This is a genomic window from Pseudomonas sp. xss_2 (genome assembly GCF_043104195.1).
Taxonomy (GTDB): domain Bacteria; phylum Pseudomonadota; class Gammaproteobacteria; order Pseudomonadales; family Pseudomonadaceae; genus Aquipseudomonas; species Aquipseudomonas urmiensis.
Genome location: NZ_JBICKL010000088.1, coordinates 1 through 14,289, shown reverse-complemented (window position 1 = coordinate 14,289; position 14,289 = coordinate 1). Strand labels below are relative to the sequence as shown.

15 protein-coding genes are annotated in these 14,289 nt (G+C 62.5%); 13 read left to right on the top strand and 2 right to left on the bottom strand.

Going from position 1 to position 14,289, the window contains the following annotated elements:
• The first annotated feature begins 1 nt into the window (after window position 1).
• From ACF8K2_RS22280 to ACF8K2_RS22220, 13 genes are all read left to right on the top strand, one after another.
• Window positions 2–1,273 (top strand): glutamate-5-semialdehyde dehydrogenase, encoded by a 1,272-nt coding sequence (locus ACF8K2_RS22280; protein ID WP_392467651.1) that lies wholly within the window; start codon window positions 2–4, stop codon window positions 1,271–1,273.
• Complete coding sequence (nadD, locus tag ACF8K2_RS22275; RefSeq protein WP_186556662.1) at window positions 1,242–1,934, top strand: nicotinate-nucleotide adenylyltransferase; 693 nt, start codon at window positions 1,242–1,244, stop codon at window positions 1,932–1,934. Before ACF8K2_RS22280 ends, nadD begins: the two co-directional genes overlap by 32 nt.
• 44 nt (window positions 1,935–1,978) lie before the next feature.
• The gene (gene rsfS, locus ACF8K2_RS22270; RefSeq protein WP_186556663.1) at window positions 1,979–2,398 is read left to right on the top strand and encodes a ribosome silencing factor; all 420 of its coding nucleotides are present in this window, start codon (window positions 1,979–1,981) and stop codon (window positions 2,396–2,398) included.
• A gap of 12 nt (window positions 2,399–2,410) precedes the next feature.
• On the top strand, window positions 2,411–2,878 hold the full coding sequence (rlmH, locus tag ACF8K2_RS22265; protein WP_009397919.1) for a 23S rRNA (pseudouridine(1915)-N(3))-methyltransferase RlmH: 468 nt from the start codon (window positions 2,411–2,413) through the stop codon (window positions 2,876–2,878).
• A 17-nt stretch (window positions 2,879–2,895) separates the two neighbouring features.
• Complete coding sequence (gene mrdA, locus ACF8K2_RS22260) at window positions 2,896–4,794, top strand: penicillin-binding protein 2 (protein ID WP_392467649.1); 1,899 nt, start codon at window positions 2,896–2,898, stop codon at window positions 4,792–4,794.
• Window positions 4,795–4,832: 38 nt separating this feature from the next.
• Window positions 4,833–5,936, top strand: a complete 1,104-nt coding sequence (rodA, locus tag ACF8K2_RS22255) for a rod shape-determining protein RodA (RefSeq protein WP_186556704.1) — start codon at window positions 4,833–4,835, stop codon at window positions 5,934–5,936.
• 17 nt (window positions 5,937–5,953) lie between these two features.
• On the top strand, window positions 5,954–6,964 hold the full coding sequence (gene mltB, locus ACF8K2_RS22250; RefSeq protein ID WP_186556665.1) for a lytic murein transglycosylase B: 1,011 nt from the start codon (window positions 5,954–5,956) through the stop codon (window positions 6,962–6,964).
• Window positions 6,964–7,959: a septal ring lytic transglycosylase RlpA family protein gene (locus tag ACF8K2_RS22245; protein WP_186556666.1), complete on the top strand. Its 996-nt coding sequence runs from the start codon at window positions 6,964–6,966 to the stop codon at window positions 7,957–7,959. Before mltB ends, ACF8K2_RS22245 begins: the two co-directional genes overlap by 1 nt.
• 308 nt (window positions 7,960–8,267) lie before the next feature.
• Window positions 8,268–9,428: a D-alanyl-D-alanine carboxypeptidase family protein gene (locus tag ACF8K2_RS22240; protein WP_186556667.1), complete on the top strand. Its 1,161-nt coding sequence runs from the start codon at window positions 8,268–8,270 to the stop codon at window positions 9,426–9,428.
• 76 nt (window positions 9,429–9,504) lie between these two features.
• The gene (locus ACF8K2_RS22235; RefSeq protein ID WP_186556668.1) at window positions 9,505–9,780 is read left to right on the top strand and encodes a DUF493 domain-containing protein; all 276 of its coding nucleotides are present in this window, start codon (window positions 9,505–9,507) and stop codon (window positions 9,778–9,780) included.
• The gene (gene lipB / locus ACF8K2_RS22230) at window positions 9,780–10,427 is read left to right on the top strand and encodes a lipoyl(octanoyl) transferase LipB (RefSeq protein ID WP_186556669.1); all 648 of its coding nucleotides are present in this window, start codon (window positions 9,780–9,782) and stop codon (window positions 10,425–10,427) included. Before ACF8K2_RS22235 ends, lipB begins: the two co-directional genes overlap by 1 nt.
• A gap of 2 nt (window positions 10,428–10,429) precedes the next feature.
• Window positions 10,430–11,446, top strand: a complete 1,017-nt coding sequence (gene lipA, locus ACF8K2_RS22225) for a lipoyl synthase (protein WP_225915626.1) — start codon at window positions 10,430–10,432, stop codon at window positions 11,444–11,446.
• Between the two features lie 134 nt (window positions 11,447–11,580).
• Window positions 11,581–12,519, top strand: a complete 939-nt coding sequence (locus tag ACF8K2_RS22220; RefSeq protein WP_186556670.1) for an LD-carboxypeptidase — start codon at window positions 11,581–11,583, stop codon at window positions 12,517–12,519.
• 82 nt (window positions 12,520–12,601) lie between these two features.
• Here ACF8K2_RS22220 and ACF8K2_RS22215 read toward each other — a convergent pair whose 3' ends face one another.
• A complete protein-coding gene (locus ACF8K2_RS22215; RefSeq protein ID WP_392467645.1) occupies window positions 12,602–13,918 on the bottom strand; it encodes a lytic murein transglycosylase in 1,317 nt (438 codons plus the stop codon).
• A gap of 61 nt (window positions 13,919–13,979) precedes the next feature.
• The gene (gene arfA, locus ACF8K2_RS22210; protein ID WP_186556672.1) at window positions 13,980–14,144 is read right to left on the bottom strand and encodes an alternative ribosome rescue factor ArfA; all 165 of its coding nucleotides are present in this window, start codon (window positions 14,142–14,144) and stop codon (window positions 13,980–13,982) included.
• Window positions 14,145–14,289 lie beyond the last annotated feature (145 nt).

The window sequence follows — 14,289 nt, the reverse complement described above, 5'->3', positions numbered from 1 at the left end:
CATGACTGAGTCCGTTCTTGACTACATGACCCGCCTGGGTCGCGCCGCCCGCGAGGCCTCTCGTGTGATCGCCCGTGCCAGCACCGCGCAGAAGAACCGCGCCCTGCAGGCCGCCGCCGACGCGCTGGACGCTGCCCGCAGCGAGCTGACCGCAGCCAATGAACAGGACCTGGCCGCTGGCCGTGCCAATGGCCTTGAGCCAGCTCTGCTCGACCGTCTGGCCCTGACCCCGGCGCGCATCGACGGCATGATCACTGGCCTGCGCCAGGTTGCCAGCCTGCCGGACCCAGTCGGCGCCATCCGTGACATGAGCTACCGCCCGTCGGGGATCCAGGTGGGCAAGATGCGCGTACCGCTCGGGGTGATCGGCATCATCTATGAGTCGCGCCCGAACGTGACCATTGACGCTGCCAGCCTGTGCCTCAAATCGGGCAACGCCACCATCCTGCGTGGCGGCTCCGAGGCGATTCATTCCAATCGCGCCATCGCCACCTGCATCCAGCGTGGCCTGGCTGCCGCCGGCCTGCCGGCGGCGGTAGTGCAAGTGGTCGAGACCACCGATCGCGACGCCGTCGGCGCACTGATCAGCATGCCGGAGTTCGTCGATGTCATCGTCCCGCGCGGCGGCCGTGGTCTGATCGAGCGCATCAGCCGTGATGCCCGCGTGCCGGTGATCAAGCACCTCGATGGCATCTGCCACGTCTATATCGATCAGCACGCTGATCTGGACAAGGGCTGGCGCGTGGCCTTCAACGCCAAGACCTACCGCTACGGCATCTGTGGCGCGATGGAAACGTTGCTGGTCGATCAAAGCGTGGCTAGCGATTTCCTGCCGGAAATGGCCCGCCGCTTCCAGGACAAGGGCGTCGAGCTGCGCGGCTGCGAGCGTACCCAGGCGATCATCGAGGCCAAGCCTGCCAGTGAAGACGACTGGCACACCGAATACCTCGACGCGATCCTGTCGATTCGTGTGGTCGACGGCCTGGACCAGGCTATCGAGCACATCAACCATTACGGCTCGCACCACACCGATTCGATCATCACCGAACACCAGGGCCAGGCCCGGCGCTTCATGGCCGAGGTCGACTCGGCGTCGGTGATGCTCAATACCCCGACCTGCTTTGCCGACGGCTTCGAATATGGCCTGGGCGCAGAAATCGGGATTTCCACCGACAAGCTGCACGCCCGCGGCCCGGTCGGCCTGGAAGGCCTGACCTGCGAGAAGTATGTAGTGATCGGCGATGGTCAACTGCGCGGCCAGGAGTCCTGCTGAGTTGAGCACCGCCCAGCCAGTGCGGCGCGTCGGCATTCTCGGCGGTACCTTCGACCCGGTGCATATCGGCCACCTGCGCAGCGCGCTGGAAGTGGCCGAATTCATGGGCCTGGACGAGCTGCGCCTGCTGCCCAACGCTCGACCGCCACACCGCGACACGCCACAGGTGTCGGCGCAGGATCGCCTGGCCATGGTGCAAAGCGCGGTTAGCGGGGTCGAATGCCTGAGCGTTGATGCCCGGGAGCTGGCACGCGACAAGCCGTCGTACACCATCGACACCCTGGAATCGATCCGGGCCGAGCTGGCGGACGACGACCAATTGTTCCTGGTGCTGGGTTGGGACGCATTCTGCGGCCTGCCTGGCTGGCATCGCTGGGAAGAGTTGCTGCAACACTGTCACATCCTGGTGCTGCAACGCCCGGATGCCGATGTCGAACCCCCTGACGAGCTGCGCAACCTTCTGGCGGCGCGCTCGGAGAGCGATCCCGCCGCCATGTCTGGCCCGGCGGGGCATATTTCGTTCGTCTGGCAGACGCCGCTCGCGGTGTCTGCCACGCAAATCCGACAGCTGCTGGCCAGCGGCAAGTCGGTGCGGTTCCTGGTGCCGGACGCAGTACTGGCCTATATCGAGGCGCACGATCTGTATCGTGCGTCCAACTGACGGCGCCATTGGGCGCCTCATTCAATGAGTTGAACGAGTTTTATATGACCAAGCAAAACATCATCAAGGCCGAAGAACTGGTCGAGCTGGCCAAGGCCGCACTGGAAGACGTCAAGGCCCAGGACATCCAGGTCATCGACGTACGCGAGAAGCACAGCCTGACCGACTACATGATCATCGCCACCGGTACCTCCAACCGCCAGATCAACGCGATGCTGGAAAAGGTTCGCGAACTGGTCAAGGCTAAGGGCGTGCAGCCGCTGGGCGAAGAAGGCAAGGGCGAGAGCGACTGGGTCCTGCTCGACCTCAACGACGTCATCGTGCACATGATGACCGCCGCAGCGCGTCAGTTCTACGACCTGGAGCGCCTGTGGATGGGTGCCGAGCAGAGCCGTGCCGCCGATGGCAAGCACCACAGCTCGGAAACCGGTGCCAACGAGTTCTTCGACAAGCTCACCAAGTAATAAGGAAGCGCCGTGCGTCTGCGATTGATCGCGGTCGGCTCGCGTATGCCCAAGTGGGTCGAGGAAGGCTGGCATGAATATGCCAAGCGCCTCCCTTCGGAGCTGTCGCTGGAGCTGGTGGAAATACCGCTGAACACCCGGGGCAAGAATGCCGACGTCGCTCGCCTGATTCGTCAGGAGGGCGAGGCCATGCTCGCCAAGGTGCAGCCGGGCGAGCGTATCGTCACCCTTGAGGTGCACGGCAAGCCTTGGAGCACCGAGCAGTTGGCGGTCGAGCTGGATCGCTGGCGCCTGGATTCGCGCACGGTGAATTTGATGGTGGGTGGGCCGGAGGGCCTGGCGCCGGAGGTGTGCGCGCGTAGCGAACAGCGCTGGTCGCTGTCGCCGCTGACCCTGCCGCATCCGTTGGTAAGGATACTGATCGGCGAACAGATCTACCGCGCCTGGACCGTGTTGTCCGGGCATCCCTACCACAAATGAGCCTGTAAGCCCGCCCGATGTCGCAGCCGATTCGCCTCAAAGACCACGAGAAAGACGCCCGCCTGGTGCGCAACCGCGTCGTGGTCGGCGCTGTGGCGATCATGTTGCTGGTGTGCGTGCTGATCGCGCGGCTGTATTACCTGCAGATCATCCAGTACGACTATCACTCCACCTTGTCGGAGAACAATCGGGTGCATGTGCAGCCGATTCCGCCGACCCGTGGGCTGATTTTCGACCGAAATGGGGTGATCATCGCCGATAACCGGCCCAGCTTCAGCCTGACCATGACCCGCGAGCGGGCCGGTAACTCCGGCAAATGGCAGGAAGTGCTGGACGTGATCGTCGAGGTGCTGGAGCTGACCCCGGATGACCGTGCGCTGTTCGAGAAGCGCATGAAGCAGGGGCGCCGACCGTTCGAGCCGGTGCCGATCCTGTTCGAGCTCAGCGAAGAACAGATCGCCCGGGTGGCGGTGAACCAGTTCCGCCTGCCGGGGGTTGAGGTGGCGGCGCAGCTGGTGCGCCATTACCCACAAGGTGCGCATTTCGCCCATTCGGTCGGCTACGTCGGGCGGATCAACGAGAAAGAGCTGAAAACCCTCGATCCGGTCAACTACAGCGGCACCCACCATATCGGCAAGACCGGCATCGAGCGCTTCTATGAAGACGCCTTGCACGGCCAGGTCGGTTACGAGGAAGTCGAGACCAACGCGCGCGGTCGTGTCCTGCGGGTGCTCAAGCGTACCGACCCGATTCCTGGCAAGGACATCGTCCTGAGCCTGGACATCAAGTTGCAGGAAGCGGCCGAGCTTGCCCTGGGCGGGCGGCGTGGCGCGGTGGTGGCGTTGGATCCGCGCTCGGGTGAAGTCCTGGCGATGGTCAGCCAGCCGAGCTTCGACCCCAACCTGTTCGTCACCGGTATCGGCTTCAAGGCCTATGCCGAGCTGCGCGACTCGATCGACCGGCCGCTGTTCAACCGCGTCTTGCGCGGCCTGTATCCGCCAGGCTCGACCATCAAGCCGGCGGTGGCGATTGCCGGGCTGGACAGTGGCGTGGTCACCGCCAGCAGCCGGGTATTCGACCCGGGCTACTACCAGTTGCCCAACTATGACCACAAATACCGAAACTGGAACCGCAGTGGTGATGGCTGGGTCGATCTGGACCTGGCGATCATGCGTTCCAACGACACCTACTTCTACGACTTGGCGCACAAGATGGGCATTGATCGCCTGTCCACTTACATGAACAAGTTCGGCCTCGGCCAGAAAGTCTCGCTGGACATGTTCGAGGAGTCTTCCGGCTTGATGCCGACCCGTGAGTGGAAGCGCGCCACCCGTCGTCAGGCCTGGTTCCCGGGCGAGACGCTGATCCTGGGTATCGGCCAGGGCTACATGCAGACCACGCCCTTGCAGATGGCCCAGGCTACGGCGCTGATCGCCAGCAAAGGCAAGTGGTTCCGGCCGCATCTGGCCAAGACCATCGAAGGCCAGCCGCCGGTGGACGAAAACCCGATCGATGACATCATCCTGCGCGACAAGTCCGACTGGACCCGAGTCACCCATGGGATGGAGCAGGTCATGCATAACGCCCGCGGTACTGCCCGCGCCGCCGCCGCTGGCGCCCAGTATCGGATTGCCGGCAAGAGCGGTACCGCCCAGGTGGTGGCGATCAAGCAGGGCGAGAAGTACGACCGCAACAAAGTCCAGGAGCGCCATCGTGACCACGCCTTGTTCGTTGGCTTTGCGCCCGCAGAAGACCCCAAGATCGTGGTCTCGGTGATGATCGAGAACGGCGAAGCCGGTGGCCGTGTGGCCGCCCCCGTGATGCGTCAGGTGATGGATGCCTGGTTGCTCGATGAGAGCGGCCGGCTGAAAACCGAGTTCGCGCCGCCCACCGTCGCCCAGGAAGCGCCGCAATGATGAACAACTTTGATCGCATGCTCTCCAGCGAAGACGTGATGCGTCGGCGCGCCAGCTTCCTGCAGCGCATCCATGTCGACGGCCCGCTGCTGATCATCCTGCTGACCCTCGCCGCTGGCAGCCTGTTCGTGCTCTATTCGGCCAGCGGCAAGAACTGGGACTTGCTGATGAAGCAGGCCACCTCGTTCGGCATCGGCCTGGTGTCGATGTTCATCATCGCCCAGCTCGAACCACGTTTCATGGCCCGTTGGGTGCCGTTGGCGTACCTGACCGGGGTGTGTCTGCTGGTGGTGGTCGACGTCATGGGCCACAACGCCATGGGCGCGACCCGCTGGATCAACATCCCGGGGGTGATCCGCTTCCAGCCTTCGGAATTCATGAAGATCATCATGCCGGCAACCTTGGCCTGGTATCTGTCCAAGCGCACCTTGCCGCCGGATCTCAAGCACGTGGCGATCAGCCTGGTGCTGATCGGCGTGCCGTTCATTCTAATTGTCCGCCAGCCTGACCTGGGTACCGCGCTGCTGATCCTCGCCTCGGGCGCGTTCGTGCTGTTCATGGGGGGCCTGCGCTGGCGCTGGATTATCAGCGTGCTGGCCGCCGCGGTGCCGGTGGCCGTGGCGATGTGGTTCTTCGTCATGCACGACTACCAGAAGCAACGGGTATTGACCTTCCTCGACCCGGAAAGCGACCCGTTGGGCACCGGCTGGAACATCATTCAGTCCAAGGCCGCGATCGGCTCGGGCGGGGTGTTTGGCAAAGGTTGGTTGCTCGGTACCCAGTCGCACCTGGATTTTCTTCCTGAAAGCCACACCGACTTCATCATCGCCGTGCTCGGCGAGGAGTTCGGTCTGGTCGGGATCTGCCTGCTGTTGATCGTCTACCTGCTGCTGATCGGCCGCGGCCTGGTGATCACGGCCCAGGCGCAGACCCTGTTCGGCAAGCTGCTGGCGGGCAGCCTGACGATGACCTTCTTTGTATACGTATTCGTCAATATCGGTATGGTTAGCGGTTTGTTACCCGTAGTGGGGGTGCCGCTGCCCTTCATTAGTTATGGCGGAACTTCGTTGGTGACGCTGCTGTCAGCGTTTGGCGTTCTGATGTCGATCCACACACACCGCAAATGGATCGCGCAGGTTTGAATAAGGTGACCAATTTCATGCAAGCAGTGCGTACCTGGGCTGCCCGTTGTCTGCCGTGGATCGGCGCAATCGGTCTGTTCGGCGCTGTCCAGCAAGCCAATGCCGGCGACTATGACGGCTCGCCACAGGTGGCCGAGTTCGTTGGCGAAATGACCCGCGACTACGGTTTTGCCGGCGAACAACTGATGGGCGTGTTCCGCGAGGTGCAGCGCAAGCAGTCGATCCTCGATGCGATTTCGCGTCCGGCCGAGCGGGTCAAGCCGTGGAAAGAATACCGGCCGATGTTCATTACCGACGCGCGCATTGCCCGCGGGGTCGACTTCTGGCGTCAGCACGAGGCCACCTTAGCCCGTGCCGAGCAGGAATATGGGGTGCCGGCCCAAGTGATCGTGTCGATCATCGGCGTGGAGACCTTCTTTGGTCGCAACACCGGCAACTACCGGGTGATCGACGCGTTGTCGACCCTGGGCTTCGATTACCCGCCACGGGCCGAGTTCTTCCGCAAGGAGCTGCGCGAGTTTCTCTTGCTGGCCCGGGAGGAGCAGCTCGATCCGCTGATGCTCAAGGGCTCCTACGCCGGCGCCATGGGCTTGCCGCAGTTCATGCCGAGCAGTTTTCGCAACTATGCCGTGGACTTCGACGGTGATGGCCACATCAATATCTGGAACAACCCCGATGACGCCATCGGCAGCGTGGCCAGCTACTTCAAGCGCCACGGCTGGGTTGCGGGCGAGGGCGTGGTCAGTCGCGCCCAGGTGCGTGGCGAGCGGGCCGATGAAGGCCTGACCACGGGTATCGAGCCGGTCAAGACGGTCGGGGAGTTGAAAGCCCTGGGTTGGTCGAGCCATGATGCGCTGCGCGATGATCTGCCGGTGACCGCCTTCAAGCTCGAGGGTGAAAACGGTCCGGAATACTGGATGGGCTTGAAGAACTTCTATGCGATCACGCGGTACAACCGCAGTGTGATGTACGCCATGGCGGTGCATCAGCTCTCGGAACAGCTGGTTCTTGCACGGGGCGTCAAGTAATGCGCGTATTTTCTCTGAATTCCTTCAAGCTGCTGACCTGCATCGCCGTTGGCGTGGTCCTGGCCAGCTGCTCGTCCAGCCGTCCGGCCCAGCAAAGCGGCGGCAACGTGGTTCGTTCGCAACCTGGCCTGGACATCAACCGCGCTCACAAGGACGGCGCGCCGTGGTGGGACGTGGATGTCAACAAGATCCCTGACGCCACGCCAACCGTGCACACTGGCAATTACAAGGCCAACCCGTACACGGTGCTGGGCAAGACCTACTACCCGATCCAGGACTCGCGCAACTACCGGGCCGAGGGCACTGCCTCCTGGTACGGCACCAAGTTCCATGGCCAGAACACCGCCAATGGCGAGGTCTATGACCTCTACGGCATGAGCGCAGCGCACAAGACCCTGCCGCTGCCGGCCTACGTGCGGGTGACCAACCTGGACAACCACCGTAGCGTGATCCTGCGGGTCAACGACCGTGGCCCGTTCTATTCGGACCGCATCATCGACCTGTCCTACGCGGCGGCGAAAAAACTCGGTTACGCCGAAACCGGCACCGCGCGGGTGCGCGTCGAGGGGATCGACCCGCAGCAGTGGTGGGCCCAGCGTGGTCAGCAGGCGCCGTTGGTGCTCAAGGAACCGCAAGTGGCCCAGACCCAAGCGCTGCCAGCCAGCACGGGCAAGGTCGAGCAATGGACTCCGCCAGCGCAGCAACATGCTGCGGCGGTAGTACCGGTGCAGATCGCCAGCAACAGCGCGCCAAGCGCCAATGGCGGCATGTACCTTCAGGTGGGCGCATTCGCCAACCCGGACGCAGCTGAACTGCTGCGCTCCAAACTCAGCACCATGGTCAGCGCCCCGGTATTCATCAGCTCGATCGTACGTAACCAGCAGACCCTGCACCGCGTACGCCTGGGGCCGATGAGCAGCCAGGGCGAAGTCCAACAGACCCAGGACAGCGTGCGCATGGCCAATCTTGGCCAGGCCAAGCTGGTGACCGACTAGGGAACTCCTGCGCCAGACGGTGGACTGAAGGGGCACGACGCACTGATTTGCGTCACCCCTTTCGCGGGCAAGCCCGCTGCCACAAGGACAGCGATGACCCTGTGGCAGCGGGCTTGCCCGCGAAGAAGTCGACGCCGACCTGTCTGTTTTGTCATGAATTGCCAGACGCGCCCATGTACAATGGCCGTTTTTTCCCGCAAGGCCCCTGGCCTCGGGTTTGGGCTGCAGCGCAGCTCGCATAACTAGACTGACTAGCCGTTGGGCCTTGCCCACGAAACATCAGACCATTAGCGATTTTCGAGAGACGGATGAACATCACCAACCTTGCCAAACGACTTTGCCTGCCCGTACTGCTGATGATCACGCCTGCTGCCTTCGCAGCGGAGCAGATGATGCCATCGCCACCGCAGTTGGCCGCCAAGTCCTACGTACTCATGGACGCGTCCAGCGGCAACGTGCTGGTCGAAAACAACGGTGACGAGCGCCTGCCGCCAGCCAGCTTGACCAAGCTGATGACTGCCTACATCGCCACCCTCGACATCCGTCGTGGCCAGATCGGCGAAAACGACCCGGTCACCGTCAGCGAAAACGCCTGGCGTACCGGTGGTTCGCGCATGTTCATCAAGGTCGGCACCCAGGTCAGCGTCAGCGACCTGCTGCACGGCATCATCATCCAGTCGGGTAACGACGCGTCGGTCGCCCTGGCCGAGCACATCGCCGGCAGCGAAGATGCCTTCGCCGACATGATGAACAAGACCGCTACCGATCTGGGCATGGGCAACAGCCACTTCATGAACCCGACCGGCCTGCCGAACCCGGAGCACTACTCCTCGGCCCACGACATGGCCCTGCTGGCGCGTGCGATCATCAACGAAGACCCGGCTCACTACGCGATCTACTCGCAGAAAGAGTTCTTCTGGAACAACATCAAGCAGCCGAACCGCAACCTGCTGCTGTGGCGTGACAAGACCGTCGATGGCCTGAAAACCGGCCACACCGACGAAGCCGGCTACTGCATGGTCGCCTCGGCGGTACGTGACGGCCAGCGCCTGATCGCCGTGGTGTTCGGCACCAACAGCGAGCAATCGCGTGCTGCCGAAACCCAGAAGCTGCTGACCTACGGTTTCCGCTTCTTCGAAACCCAGACCTTCTACCAGAAGGGCACCGAGCTGACTCAGGCTCCGGTCTGGAAGGGCGCCACCAGCCAAGTCAAGGCGGGCCTGGCCAACGACCTGACCATGACTATGCCTAAAGGCCAATTGAAGCGCCTGGCCGCTTCGATGACCATGAACCCACAACTGACCGCGCCAATCGCCAAAGGTGACGTGATCGGTAAAGTGGAAGTCAAACTGGACGAGAAAGTGGTCCACAGCGCTGACCTCATCGCCCTCGATGGCGTCGAGGAAGGTGGTTTCTTCCGCCGTATGTGGGATAGCATTCGTCTATTCTTCTACGGGTTGTTCAACTGATAACGTGACCTGCCACGCTCCCGCTCACTCCAGCGGGAGCGTCGTTGTTGCCACGGCTTACGAGGCCGTTTCCGCCATGAGCGAACCTGACGTCAAGTCGCACAAGATTGAATTCCCCTGCGCCGATTATCCGATCAAGGTGATTGGCGACACCGTAGTCAATTTCAAGGACACGGTGATCGAAATCCTCAAGAAGCACGCCAAGGTCGACATGGCCACTCTGGCCGAGCGTCAGAGCAAGGAAGGCAAGTACACCACGGTGCAACTGCACATCGTTGCCGAGAGCGAGGACCAGCTGCACGATATCAACAGCGCCCTGCGCGCTACCGGCATCGTGAAAATGGTGCTCTGATGCCCGCTTGTCTCGGTTTTCGCGAGCTTGGCCTGCAGCCCTATGAACCGGTGCTGGAGGCTATGCGTCGTTTTACCGAGCAGCGTGGAGCGGACAGCCAGGACGAAATCTGGCTGGTCGAACATCCTGCGGTCTTCACCCAGGGCCAGGCCGGCAAGGCCGAGCACCTGCTGGTGCCGGGCGACATCCCGGTGGTGCAGACCGATCGCGGCGGCCAGGTGACCTACCATGGCCCCGGGCAGCTGGTGGCCTACCTGTTGCTCGACGTGCGCCGGCTGGGCTTTGGCGTGCGGGAGCTGGTCAGCCGGATCGAGCACAGCCTGATCGATCTGCTCGCCAGCTATGAGGTCGACGCCGCCGCCAAACCCGATGCGCCGGGTGTATATGTCGACGGGGCGAAGATCGCCTCGCTCGGCCTGCGAATCCGCAATGGTCGTTCGTTCCACGGCCTTGCCCTGAACGTGGACATGGACTTAGCGCCATTTCGCCGAATCAACCCCTGCGGGTATGCGGGGCTGGCCATGACCCAGCTACGTGATCTGGCAGGTCCGATCGAACTCACCGAGGTCAGGACAAGGCTGCGCGGACAGCTGGTCAAGCACCTCGACTATGCTGAGCAGACGACCCTCACGGGCGGAATCGACTGAATATGACAATTGTGCAAGAAGCCGTGCCGAACCTGATCCCATCCCAGGATGTCACCCCGCGCCCTGCGCCGAAGAAGGTGGAAGCTGGGGTGAAACTGCGTGGCGCCGACAAGGTGGCGCGTATCCCGGTCAAGATCATCCCCACCGAAGAGCTGCCGAAGAAGCCTGACTGGATCCGCGTGCGCATCCCGGTTTCTCCCGAGGTAGATCGCATCAAGCAACTGCTGCGCAAGCACAAGCTGCACAGCGTTTGCGAAGAGGCCTCCTGCCCGAACCTGGGCGAGTGCTTCTCCGGTGGTACTGCGACCTTCATGATCATGGGCGACATCTGCACGCGTCGCTGCCCGTTCTGCGACGTTGGCCACGGCCGACCGAAGCCACTGGATGTGGATGAGCCGCACAACCTGGCCGTGGCTATCGCCGATCTGCGCCTGAAGTACGTGGTGATCACCTCGGTTGACCGTGACGACCTGCGTGATGGCGGTGCCCAGCACTTTGCCGATTGCATTCGCGAAATCCGCAAGCTGTCGCCAGGCGTGCAGTTGGAAACCCTGGTACCGGACTACCGAGGACGCATGGACGTGGCGCTGGCGATCACCGCCCAAGAGCCGCCTGATGTGTTCAACCACAACCTTGAGACCGTGCCGCGCCTGTACAAGGCCGCCCGTCCTGGTTCGGACTACGACTGGTCGCTGGACCTGCTGGAGAAGTTCAAGCAGCTGGTGCCGCATGTCCCGACCAAGTCCGGCTTGATGCTGGGCCTGGGCGAGACCGACGAGGAAGTCATTGAAGTGATGCATCGCATGCGTGAGCACAACATCGACATGCTCACCCTCGGTCAGTACCTGCAGCCTTCGCGCAGCCACTTGCCGGTGCAGCGTTTCGTCCATCCGGACACCTTCGCCTGGTTCGCCGAGGAAGGCTACAAGATGGGCTTCAAGAACGTCGCATCCGGGCCGTTGGTGCGTTCGTCCTACCATGCTGACCAGCAGGCGCACGAAGCCAAGATCAAGCTCTGAGCCTGGCTTGAGTCAAACATGCCGATGCGCGCCGAGAGGCGCCATCGGCATTTTTATTGGGGGATCGTTACCCGCTGGGCAAGGCTGATGCTTTCGCTCATCGTGGCTCGCCCGTCCCTACAAGGAGTTGCTCGATGAACTGTGTTGAACGCGGGGTTGCCCCATTGCCCCAGGCGCTGCCGACCAATGCCTGCTTCGCCATCATTGCTCCCGCAGGCCCTGCGCGGCTGGATCAGGCCAAGGCTGGTCAATGGTTTACCGACCGCGGCTACCAGTGCCGCATCTACCCCGGTGTCAGCCAGGCCCAAGGCTACCTGGCCGGCTCCGATCAGCAGCGTTTGCAGGATCTGCATGATGCCTTCAGCGACCCGCAGATCGACGCCATCCTGTGCATGCGCGGTGGTTACGGCAGCATGCGCCTGCTCGACCAGATCGACTTCGAGCTTATCGCGCGCCATCCCAAGCCGTTGATCGGCTATAGCGATATCACCGCGCTGCACACGGCGATCAACCAGCGCGCAGGATTGCTCACTTTCCATGGCGGCATGCTCAATGCCGATCTACTGGGAGAGAAGCTGGAGCCGACGGTCAGTTCCTTGCTGGAGCAGTTGCGCGGGCGGCTGGGGCAGGGCGCGGCGATTGCCCATCCGCACAACTACCCATTGACCAGCGTGCTGCCAGGCGCTGCCAGCGGGCGTCTGGTGGGCGGTAATCTGTCGTTGCTAGGGGCCACACTGGGCACCTTGGCTGAGATCGATACACGCGACAGCATCTTGTTCATCGAGGATGTCAACGAGCCGCTGTACCGGGTCGACAGGTTGCTGACCCAATTACGCCTGGCTGGCAAGCTGGAGGGTGTGCGTGGGGTGCTGGTGGGGGATTTTGCCGGGGTTACGGTTTCGGCCATGACGCCGCTGCTGGAGGATATCTTCGCGCCGTTGGCGGTGCCGGTGCTGGCCGGATGGCGCAGTGGCCATTGTGATCCGAATATTTGCTTGCCGCTGGGAGCGCGGGTGCGCTTGGACAGCGAAAAGCACAGCCTGAGCTTGGAGCAGACGTTGTTCAGGTCGTAAGGCTATCGCGGGGCAAGCCCGCTCCCACGTTGTAAACGTCAGTGGACGTAACGTGGGAGCGGGCTTGCCCCGCGACAGCTCGCTAGCGGCTACGCAGGCTGTCGAGCAACTTATGCGTCGGGTAGCCATCCGCCGGCATCCCTTGCGCTTGCTGCGCATTGCGAATCGCCTTGCGAGTATTGGCGCCAATGATGCCATCAGCATTGCCCGCCTCATGCCCGCTGGCATTGAGCAAGTTCTGCAACTCGATGCGCTCGCTGCGGCTCAATGGCAGATCTTCTTTCGGCCAGCTGCCAGCAATGAAGCCCCAGCCCGAGAAGCGATCACCCAGCAGGCTTACCGCCAGGGCATAGGATGATGAGTTGTTGTACTTGAGAATCGCGCGGAAGTTGTCCAACACCAGGAAGGCAGGGCCTTTGGCGCCGGCAGGCAGCAGCAGCGCGGCCGACAGCTGGTTGCTACCGGCAGGCAGTTGCGTGCCACTGGGCAGTTTCACGCCCAGTTGCAGCCACTCGCTGACCGTCTTGCGCTGGGCACCGTCGGCGATCCAGTAATCGAAGCTGGCCGGCACCTGGACTTCGAAGCCCCACGGTTGACCACGCTTCCAACCTGAGCTTTGCAGGTAATGGGCGGTGGATGCCAGGGCATCGGCGGTGCTGTTCCAGATATCGCGACGGCCATCACCGTCGAAGTCCACCGCGTGGGTGTTGTAGGTTGTCGGAATGAACTGGGTCTGGCCCATCGCCCCGGCCCACGAACCACGCATTGCCTCGGGCTGGATGTCGCCGTTCTGCAGGATCTGCAGCGCCGCAATCAGCTGATCCTGGGCAAACTGCGGGCGACGGCCTTCGTAGGCCAGGGTCGCCAGCGAGCGGATCACCGACTTGTTGCCCTGGAACTGGCCGAAGTTACTCTCCATGCCCCACACCGATACCAGCACCTGGCGATCTACGCCGTAGCGCTGTTCGATGCGCGACAGCAGCTCGGCATTTTGCTCAAGCAACTTCTTACCGTTGCGCACGCGCAGTGGCGACAGCGCGCCATCGAGGTATTCCCACACTGGACGGGTGAACTCGGGCTGGCTGCGGTCGGCCTTGATCACGTCCATATCGGGTGTGACGCCGCTGAAGGCGCGGTCGAACAAACTTGCGCTGATGCCGGCCTGCAGTGCTTGCTGACGGAAGCCCGCCTGCCATTGGGCGAAGGTCTGCAGGGGCTGGATTTCAGTACTGACGTCAGGTGTGCTGCCGGGCAGGTTGACCACCGGAGCGGGCTGGGCAGGGGCCAGCGGCAGAGCGTCGGCGGCGGTGGGTTTCTCCGCGCAGGCGACGAGCAGGATGAGGCTGGAGGCCGCGATCAGCTGGCGGGGTTGCCAGCGTGGGAACAGACTGAAGAGCATGCACAGATCCAGGAATTACAGGTCAGGTGCCGACCATACCATGCCTGCGCTTTTGATGCTTTCATGCGGCCAAAAAGTAACAAGCCTCCCAATCTCTCGATTGGAAGGCTTCGCGGCGGTAGCTGCCTTTGCCTTTGCCTGGTTGTTCCTGTCGGCTGCGGAACAGTGGCTGGGCGATGATGGATTTGGCCTTGTTCGGGCCGTGTTTTTTCGGCTTTTTGCTCATCTTGAAGGTCCAGCGTAGTGAGTGACGGGCGCACTGTAGGTCGCTTGGAACGGGTGGGCCAATTGATTGTTTATATGATCAGTGAATGGGTCCGCTTTGCGGCCCATCGCAGGCAAGCCAGCTCCTACAGCAATAGCACCGATCC